Annotated in this window: 7 protein-coding genes and 2 pseudogenes; all 9 read left to right on the forward strand. The window is 41.8% G+C overall.

The window, feature by feature from the left end:
• The first annotated feature begins 2 nt into the window (after positions 1-2).
• The 9 genes and pseudogenes from pgmB to BCAMP_RS13545 all read left to right on the forward strand — a co-directional run bounded on the left by pgmB (position 3) and on the right by BCAMP_RS13545 (position 9,632).
• Entirely contained in the window at positions 3-668 is a 666-nt protein-coding gene (gene pgmB, locus BCAMP_RS07350; protein ID WP_035314805.1) for a beta-phosphoglucomutase, read from the forward strand.
• Positions 665-1,675 carry an aldose epimerase family protein gene (locus tag BCAMP_RS07355; RefSeq protein WP_035314806.1) on the forward strand — a complete coding sequence of 337 codons (1,011 nt, stop codon included), beginning with the start codon at positions 665-667 and terminating at the stop codon, positions 1,673-1,675. Before pgmB ends, BCAMP_RS07355 begins: the two co-directional genes overlap by 4 nt.
• Positions 1,676-1,688: 13 nt before the next feature.
• Entirely contained in the window at positions 1,689-3,359 is a 1,671-nt protein-coding gene (locus BCAMP_RS07360; RefSeq protein ID WP_035314807.1) for a glycoside hydrolase family 13 protein, read from the forward strand.
• 393 nt (positions 3,360-3,752) lie between these two features.
• Positions 3,753-4,850 (forward strand): annotated as a pseudogene (gene serC, locus BCAMP_RS13540) (3-phosphoserine/phosphohydroxythreonine transaminase); the annotation flags it as partial.
• The gene (locus tag BCAMP_RS07370; protein WP_035314824.1) at positions 4,848-6,050 is read left to right on the forward strand and encodes a phosphoglycerate dehydrogenase; all 1,203 of its coding nucleotides are present in this window, start codon (positions 4,848-4,850) and stop codon (positions 6,048-6,050) included. The pseudogene serC and the gene BCAMP_RS07370, both read left to right, overlap by 3 nt.
• A 250-nt stretch (positions 6,051-6,300) precedes the next feature.
• Complete coding sequence (locus tag BCAMP_RS07375) at positions 6,301-6,822, forward strand: type 1 glutamine amidotransferase domain-containing protein (RefSeq protein WP_035314808.1); 522 nt, start codon at positions 6,301-6,303, stop codon at positions 6,820-6,822.
• A gap of 148 nt (positions 6,823-6,970) precedes the next feature.
• A complete protein-coding gene (locus BCAMP_RS07380) occupies positions 6,971-7,777 on the forward strand; it encodes an ABC transporter permease (protein ID WP_035314810.1) in 807 nt (268 codons plus the stop codon).
• Between the two features lie 18 nt (positions 7,778-7,795).
• A pseudogene (tagH, locus tag BCAMP_RS14355) lies at positions 7,796-8,833 on the forward strand (teichoic acids export ABC transporter ATP-binding subunit TagH); the annotation flags it as partial.
• Positions 8,834-9,455: 622 nt separating this feature from the next.
• The gene (locus BCAMP_RS13545; RefSeq protein WP_156921184.1) at positions 9,456-9,632 is read left to right on the forward strand and encodes a hypothetical protein; all 177 of its coding nucleotides are present in this window, start codon (positions 9,456-9,458) and stop codon (positions 9,630-9,632) included.
• The last annotated feature ends 120 nt before the right edge of the window (positions 9,633-9,752 follow it).

The raw sequence follows: 9,752 nt of genomic DNA on the forward strand, positions 1-9,752 counted from the left end.
AGATGAAAGCCGTTATTTTTGATTTAGATGGCGTGATTGCTGATACAGCCCGTTTTCACTTTGTGGCGTGGCAACAGCTAGCGACGGAGTTAGGGATTACAATTGATGGACAATTCAACGAGCAGTTAAAGGGCATTAGTCGCACCGAATCGTTAGCGCGTATTTTAGCGCACGGTGGTAAAACTGGTCTTTATAGTCAAGTTCAATTAGACCAGTTTGCCGAGCGTAAGAACGACAACTACTTACAGTTAATTAGCCGTTTAGATGCTAACGATATTTTACCAGGAATTGTAGCATTCTTAGATGAGATTGCAGCTGCAGGTTTGTCGGTGGCACTGGCATCAGCTAGTCGCAACGGGCCATTTATTCTGAGTAAGTTAGGGTTAAGTGAGCGCTTTGATACGATTGTTGATCCTGCTCAGTTAGCCGCAGGTAAACCGGCACCGGATATTTACCTTACTGCTGCTGCCCAGTTAAACGTAGCGCCAAGTGACTGTGTCGGTGTCGAAGATGCCCTTGCCGGTGTTGAAGCGATTAACGCGGCCAAGATGGTGTCGATTGCTGTAGGAGATGAGACTGAACTGGCGCCAGCCAATCATATTTTTGCCAGCACAGCAGGTCTCAAATTAGCGACGGTTAAATCAGTATGGGAAGCGGCTCAGTTATGAGTGCGATGCAACGTTCAGCTTTTGGCACAGTCGCCGGTGAATTGGTCGAAAAAGTCGAACTGACGAATGCACAAGGGCTACGTCTCGCGGTGATGAATTATGGTGCGACCTTGTTAGCGCTAGATGTGCCAGACCGCCATGGCGTATTAGAAAACGTCGTGTTAGGGTTTGGCGATTTGGCGAGCTATGTTAACGACTCGCCTTACTTTGGGGCAACGATTGGACGCGTGGCCGGTCGTATTCGCGATGGTCGCTGGGACACTATTCAATTAAGTCAAAACGAAGGCAATCAGCATATTCATGGTGGCATAAATAATGTTAGTCATCGTGTGTGGGTGATTGAAAGTGTGACTGATTCAGCCGTCACTATGTGTATCGTTCTGCCAGCGGGTGATCAAGGTTATCCGGGAACGTTGACGATGCGAGTAACGTATGAATTGCAAGCCGATAACCGAATGACGATTACGACAACGGGACACAGCGACACACGCACATTATTTAATCCGACCAATCATAGTTATTTTAATTTGAGTGGTGGCTTGAAGGCGACCGTGAGTGAACATCAGGTAAAGGTTGCGGCTGATAAGATGGCCGAAGTCGATGAGACGAAATGTCCGACTGGCCGTTTGTTGCCAGTTGCCGGAACGGCCTTTGATTTTCGTTCAGGTCAAACAATTACGCAATTTTGTCAGGCAGAAGCGGCTGGTTTAGACACGCCCTTTTTGCTGCAACCACAGGCACCTTCTGCGGTAACTGTTACGGATGATAGCAGTGGTCGTCGCCTGCAAATCGCGACGACAGCGGCTGCGGTTGTGCTGTTTTCGACGACTGGAATGAACGAAGCCTATGTGGTGAATGACACACGACCGATGTGTTCACAACTCGGTTTGGCGATTGAACCACAAATGTTACCTGATGCGATTCATCACCCCGACTTTGGTAATATTGTGATCGAGGCAGGCGAAACGAAACAATATCAGAGTGTTTATACGTTCGATACAATTTAAAGGAGGGAATTCGATGGAATGGTGGAAGGATGCCGTGGTGTATCAAATTTACCCCCGTAGTTTTAAAGATAGCAACGGTGATGGCTTTGGTGATTTACAAGGGGTCATTCAAAAGTTAGACTATTTGGCTAAGTTAGGTGTAGATGCCCTGTGGTTGAGTCCGATTTTTATGTCGCCACAAAAAGATAACGGCTATGATGTTAGTGATTATCGCATGATTGATCCACGGTTTGGAACGAATGCCGATATGTATCAGCTGATCGATGAGGCCCATGCCCGTGGTTTGAAAATTATTATGGACTTAGTTGCCAATCATTCTTCGGATCAACACCGTTGGTTTCTTGAGAGCAAAAAAGCGAAGGATAATCCATATCGTGATTACTATATATGGAAAGATGCACAAGCGGATGGCTCGCCACCGAATAATTGGGGCTCAATGTTTTCGGGTAGTGCTTGGCAATGGGACGATGTGACTGAACAATATTACCTTCATTATTTCTTGAAAGAACAACCCGATCTCAATTGGGAAAACCCGCAATTACGTGAAGAAATTTATGATTTAATGCGTTTTTGGATGGCAAAAGGGGTTGATGGTTGGCGGATGGATGTGATTGGCTCAATTTCAAAAGACCAGACTTTTCCGTCTTATGATAGTGATGAACACTACGTTGTCGGTGAATATCATTCCAATGGTCCGCGCTTGCATGAGTATTTAAGAGAGATGCATCGTGAAGTGTTACAACCGTTTGGGGCGATGACGGTCGGTGAAGGCAACGGTTCTGATGTCGAAGCTGCGAAACTGTTTACCGATCCAAAGCGGGCGGAATTAAATATGATTTTCACTTTTTCACATATGGATATTGATACACAACCGACGGAGCAACTCGGAAAGTGGGCTGTTAAACCGTTCGACCTGGTCGCGCTGAAACAAGATTTGGCCTTATGGCAAGATGGGCTGAATGATAACGGTTGGAACACACTCTACTTTGAAAATCATGACCAAGCCCGTGTTGTTTCGCGTTGGGGCAATGATACGACTTATCGCGAAGCGAGTGCAACTGCCTTTGCAACGGTACTTCACGGCTTAAAAGGGACGCCGTTTATTTATCAAGGTGAAGAAATTGGCATGGTCAACAATCAGTTTGAATTGCGTGACTACGATGACGTCGAGATACATAATGCCTACCGTGATTTGGTTGAGCAACGACAGTTGTTATCAGCAGAGGAATTTATGACTGCTGTTCATCTTAAAGCCCGTGACCATGCGCGTACACCGATGCAATGGGATGCGAGCACACATGCTGGCTTTACAACGGGTACACCGTGGTTAAACGTCAATCCGCGCTATCAAGAAATCAATGTCGCGGCTGCATTGAATCAACAAAACTCGATTTATCATTACTATCAACGCCTCATTGCGTTGCGTAAAAGTGAGCCCGTTTTCCGTGAGGGTAAATTTGAACTGTTGTTGCCGGCAGACAGAGCCCTCTTTGTCTATACAAGGACGACAGCTACTGCGACACTGTTAGTTATTGCTAATATGAGTGATACGGCAGTGACTGAACGCCCTTCGTTGGCTGTTGAAGGCCCGTTCGAAACTTTGTTAGGTAATTATGAGCAAACACCTGACTTCGCTAACTTGCAAGGGCTACGACCATATGAAGCTATTATTTATCAGAAATAAAGGTGTCGCCTAGCAAATAGTGACGTATAAATAGGCATCGGTAACGATAAGTGAAAAAGCAACAATTAAAGAAGAAATGACGTCTTTTTAGATTTTGTCTACAAACGGGGACCCGACGAATTTATCGTCGGGTCTTTTGGTTTGTCAATTTGAACAAATGCTGTAAAGGGCCGTTTTTAGCACGATTTTATGAAAATTCAGATATTATTTTCAAATAAATATCGGCTGTATGACACTCTAAATTAAATGATAAGAGCGTATTTCATTTTAATTAAAGGGAAAACGGAAACAAAATTACTATTAAAAGGTTTGAGGTAAATACGAACATTGTAAAGTTAGTTATTTAAATATATACTAGGTTTATGTTAAAAATACAAAGAAAGAGGTGTTACGATGACACATCCGATTTATAATTTTTCAGCAGGACCGGCGGTGATGCCACAAGCTGTTTTAAAAGAAGCACACGCGCATTTTTTGAATTATCAACAGTCAGGGATGTCTGTGATGGAATTAAGCCATCGCTCAGCATTATTTGAACAGATTTTAGCAGATGCCGAGGCAAGCTTACGACGCTTAATGGCGATTCCTGATAATTATAAAGTTTTATTTGTACAAGGTGGGGCAAGTTTACAGTTCTCAATGGTTCCGCTCAATTTAGCACATACAAACCGTGTTGCTTATATTGACTCGGGGTCGTGGTCCCAAAAAGCGATTGCTGAAGCGAAAAAACACGTCGAAGTAACTGTGTTGGCCTCATCGGCTGATGTGAATTATAGCGAACTACCACAGGTCAACATAGTGGAAGATACTTATGATTACGTCCACATCACGACGAACAATACGATAGAGGGCACAGCCTTTTTAGAATTACCGCGGATGAATGATAAAACCATCTTAGTTGCCGATATGTCATCGAACATTCTTTCTAGTACGTATAATGTGACGGACTTTGGGCTCATTTATGCTGGAGCACAAAAAAATATCGGCCCGGCCGGTGTCACAATCGTGATTGTTCGTGATGATTTAATTCAAACACAACCATTATTACCCACGATGTTAAGTTACGACACGTATGCAACCGCAAATTCAATGTATAATACCCCGCCAACATTTGCGATTTATATGGCCAAACTCGTGTTGGAATGGCTTGAAGCAGAAGGTGGGGTAGCCTTAATGGAAGAGCGTAACCGCGCCAAAGCAGAACGTTTGTATCGCTTCATCGATGAATCTGATTTTTATACATCACCAGTCGCACCAACGAGTCGCTCGTTAACTAATATTCCCTTCTTGACAGCCTCACCAACGCTAGATAAGCAATTTACGCAAGAAGCAGCTGCCGCCGGTTTAGTCAATTTAGAAGGACATCGATCAGTGGGGGGGATGCGTGCCAGTCTTTACAATGCGATGCCGCTCGCAGGAGTCGATGCTTTGATTGACTTTATGAGCGTGTTCGCAAAAAAAAAATCAATTGATGGAGGTGTCGCGCGGATGACTCACACATATAACATTAAGACCTATAATGAAATTGCCCCACAAGGTTTAGGGTTGCTCTCGCCGACAAAATATCGTCTAAATGATCAAACACCGAGCGATGCCATTTTATTACGAAGCTATAATCTACAGGAAGAAATACTCCCTGACAGTGTACTTGCCATTGCGCGAGCCGGTGCCGGTGTCAATAACATCCCGCTTGAGCGCTGTGATGATGCAGGCATCGTTGTGATGAACACACCAGGTGCAAACGCTAATGCCGTGAAAGAGCTTGTGTTAGCTAACCTACTCACGATTGCCCGCCCAATGATTGATGGTGCAAATTGGGTTGAGCAATTACCGAATGAGGATATCGCTACCCGTGTTGAAGCAGGTAAAAAACGATTTGTTGGCACCGAAATTTACGGCAAAACGTTAGGAATCGTCGGACTCGGCCATATCGGCCGCCTGATTGCGAACGATGCGATTGCGTTAGGGATGAAGGTCGTTATCTATGATCCTTATGTTTCAGTCGAGGCCGCGTGGCAAGTGTCGCGTGAGGTTGAACGTGTCGATGAATTGAAACAATTGCTTGCGATGAGTGATTACGTTACCTTACATGTGCCGTTGTTGGATTCTACCGCTGAAATGATCAATGCAGACAGCATAAAGGCAATTAAGCCAGGTGCTGTCTTGCTCAATTTTGCTCGTGGGGAATTGGTTCAAACGACAGCTGTCGTTGCTGCCCTGAAAAACGGACAGCTGGCACATTATGTGGCGGATTTTGCCGATGAACATTTATTTGGACAAGCAGGCGTGCGGATTTTACCACATTTAGGTGCTTCTACGATAGAGGCGGAAGAAAACTGTGCCATAATGGCAGCCAAAGAGTTGAGTCACTTTTTAGAGACAGGCAACATCCGTAATTCCGTTAATTTTCCGCGGGTTGAATTACCTTATCGCGAGACGATTCGGATTGCGATTGCCCATCAAAATGTTCCGAACATGGTCGGTCAATTTACGACTAAATTAGCAGAGCATCAGTTGAACATCGGTGATATGATCAATCGCAGCCGCGGCAAAATTGCTTATACTTTAATTGATTTAGATAAAACAAGTACGTTAACGCACTGTAATCAATTAATTAGCGACTTAAGTAGTATCGCTGGCAGTATTCGTGTACGAGTGATTCAACCGGTAAAGTCATTGCAACCAAATTAGCCGTCGTGAAAAAGATAATCGGCCTACTAAGGATAAGTAGAAGCTGTCAACATTCAGATAACTGGTAGCGACGGTGCGCGTACTAATGATGCGTAATCCCGAGTGAGCGAGTCGGCACAATCTAGACTAGCGTTTATCTTCAGTTTCGAGCATGCCAAAAAGGGCATGCTTTTTTTGTTGTATTACCGTAATCGTGCGAGAATATGCTATAATTTAGAGGGATTATAAATTATAGGAGGTTAAATAACTAATGAAACTTAAAGGTAAAAAAATATTGTCATTTGTAAGCACCGACTTTGAAGATTTAGAACTGTGGTATCCGATATTACGGTTAAGAGAAGAAGGGGCAGAAGTCCATTTAATTGCTGAAGAAAAAAACAAAACATACATAGGTAAATATGGTGTGCCTGCTGTATCAGATGCTGCGTTTGCGGATGTTAACAGTGCGGATTATGATGCCTTGTTAGTACCTGGTGGTTGGTCACCTGATAAATTGCGTCGCTTTGAGGATGTTTTACGATTAACACGTGAATTTGATGAGGCTAAAAAACCAATCGGTCAAATTTGTCACGCGGGCTGGGTACTCATCTCAGCCAATATTTTACAAGGGGTTAACGTCACAAGTACACCTGGTATTAAGGACGATATGACAAATGCCGGCGCGATTTGGCATGATGAGCCTGTTGTCGTTGATGGTCATATTGTGTCAAGTCGACGTCCGCCAGATCTGCCTGATTATTTACGTGAATTTATTAAAGTTATTGCAAACTAAACTCGTTGGAAATTAGCCCCAATTAATAAGACAACACGTGTAACCGGTAAATGTTACCGTTGTTAATTATTTTATGTTAAAATACATAAGAGCAAAATTAGGCGGCTGCTAATTAGTGAATTAAAACGAGAGAAAGAAGTGTGTATGCTTGAAAGTTACATTTAGAACGATAAGAGATCAGTTTACTCATTTAGGAATGATTTTTAGAATTGCCCGTTATGAAGACCGAGCAAGTTATCAAAGTCACTATTTAGGGTTGTTGTGGGAAATTATTAATCCACTTATTCAAGTCGGAACGTACTATCTAATCTTCGGTGTGGCTTTAAAAGGCTCACGAGGCGATTCAGGTGGTGTGCCATTCTTTGTTTGGCTTGTATTAGGAATGGTCACCTGGCTCTTTATTAGCCAAGTGATTACACGTGGCAGTAAGGTAATTGTGAACAAGGTGCAACTCGTTAGTAAAATGAAATTCCCTCTTAATATCTTACCATCGATTAATATTGCCTCTGGTTTAACAGGATATGTTGTGATGTTAGCTGTAGCCCTAGTATTATTATTTAATAAAGGCGTTTTTCCAACTGTTATGTGGATACAGTTTATTTACTACTTTATTTGCATGATGGTTTTTCTGTATGCTTTAACATTGTTTACATCAACTCTAACCGTACTGTTTCGCGATATGCAATTTATCATTCAATCAGTCATGCGTCTGCTATTTTATGTGTCAGGTGCAATCTGGAGCATTGATCGTATGCCTGAAACTATTCAAAATGTATTTAAGCTAAATCCAATGTTATATTTAGTCGATGGTTTTAGAGATGTTTTCTTATCGCGCGCGTGGTTTTGGGAATCACCTGCATTAGGTATTTATTTTTGGGCGATTACACTGTTCTTATTAGTAGCAGGTAGTGTGTTACACGATAAATTCAAAGAAAACTTTATTGACTATGTTTAAGAGAGAGGTATATGCATTATGACAATTAAAGTATCCGTCAAAGATGTGTCTAAAGAATATGATTTGTATCAAAATAAGTCGGATCGTATTAAAGCACTCGTTGACAAACGAAAGAAACCCCAACATTTTTGGGCCTTACGTCATATTTCATTCGATGTTCATGAAGGTGAAACAGTTGGCTTAATCGGTGTGAACGGATCAGGTAAGTCCACCGTTTCAAGTGTGATTGCAGGTATCTCACCAGCGACAAAAGGTGAAATTGAAATCAATGGTGAAGTATCGATGATTGCAATCGGAGCAGGCCTTAAAGGCCCACTGACGGGTGTTGAAAACATTCGTATGAAATGTTTAATGCTTGGCTATAGCATGAAAAAAATTAATCAATTAATGCCTGAAATCATCGCGTTTTCAGATTTAGGGGACTTTATTAATCAACCGGTTAAAAGCTATTCAAGCGGGATGAAATCACGACTAGGTTTTGCGATTGCGGTTCATATCGATCCTGATATTTTAGTGATTGATGAGGCATTGAGTGTGGGTGATAAAACCTTCTATCAAAAATGTGTCGATAAAATCATGGACTTTAAAGCACAAGGAAAAACAATCTTCTTTGTGTCGCATTCATTAGCACAAGTTAAATCGCTTTGTGATCGGATTGTATGGATGCATTATGGCGAATTGCGGATGGATGGACCTGCCGCAGAGGTAGCAAAAGAGTATGATGCCTATGTTAAATGGTTCAACGGTTTAAAACCAGCCGAAAAAACGGCATATCAACAAGAATGTAAAGCGAAACAGAAACGTCCCTATATACCATTGGAAGTTCAAAATCCAGCGGATAAAGACTCGCGCCTCGTACGAAATCAAGCGACTTATGAAAAATTACAGAAAAAAGGGAGTCTTTGGACACCTGTTATTCTCGTCTTACTTGCTTTTGTTATTATCACGAGTGGGATTGCAATAGCTTCAAACAAAAGCTTAGCAAGCATGTTTTTTTCTAGTGTCAAAACAGAGGAAGACGCTAAAACGAAGACACCAGTCAAACTCGTTTGGGAAAACGTCTCTGAGAATGCCCGTTTCAACAAAAATAATGTGGAACTGTACACCGATGAAACTTTAAAAACAAAAGCATCAACAAAAGTCATTATCGGTCAGCAACTAGCTGTTAAACGTCAAAGTGATAAAATTGTTGAAATTTCGTTTGAAGACGGTAAATACTATGTTGAAAAAGGTAATTTTCAATATAAATCAGATAGTATTGTTCAAGATAATGTTGAAAAGACCGATTTTGTTGACTATTTCAATGGTCAAATTGCTACTTCGATTGAGTACTTTACCGCCTATCTTGGTCGTAATAAAACCGATGTGATCACTGAAATGAACTCAAAAGATATTCCAGAAGATAAGGTGATTTCACTCTATGACGGTCAATTAAAATATCATTATGACGAGGCAGACCTAATTACTTCTATTCAAATTGAAACGAAAGAGTATGTTTCTGTTGAAGCACTTGACATTACGAAGAGCCAAACGCTTTTTGATAGCAAGGATAAATCTTACTTTTTTGAAGGTCTAGATTATCAGTACAGAGTGACAAAAGAAACTGTTTCTTTTTATAATAAATAAGCCATTAAAGACGGTCTCTAGAGATCGTCTTTAATTGTCAAGAGGTGTTGAAATGGGAGTCGTAAAAGAACTATATATGTTTATCATACGTGTTTACGCGCTCTTTCTGGAGCGTGTCTCACAGCGTAATAAAATCGTATTTATCGCATCTTTTGGTGATAACTGTGTGCCAGTAGCAAATGAGTTATATAAACGTTTTCCACAACGGCAGGTAATTGTTTTTGTATGAGAGCAGTGCAACTGTAGCCTTAAAGGAGTTAAATCCGTCGATTCGTTCGATGAGATGTGACGGCTGGCATATTTTTTACTGTGTACCGTCGCTCGTAAGCGCACAAAAAATCGTAATTGA

Origin of the sequence: Brochothrix campestris FSL F6-1037 (assembly GCF_000525915.1) — a bacterium.
Classification (GTDB): domain Bacteria; phylum Bacillota; class Bacilli; order Lactobacillales; family Listeriaceae; genus Brochothrix; species Brochothrix campestris.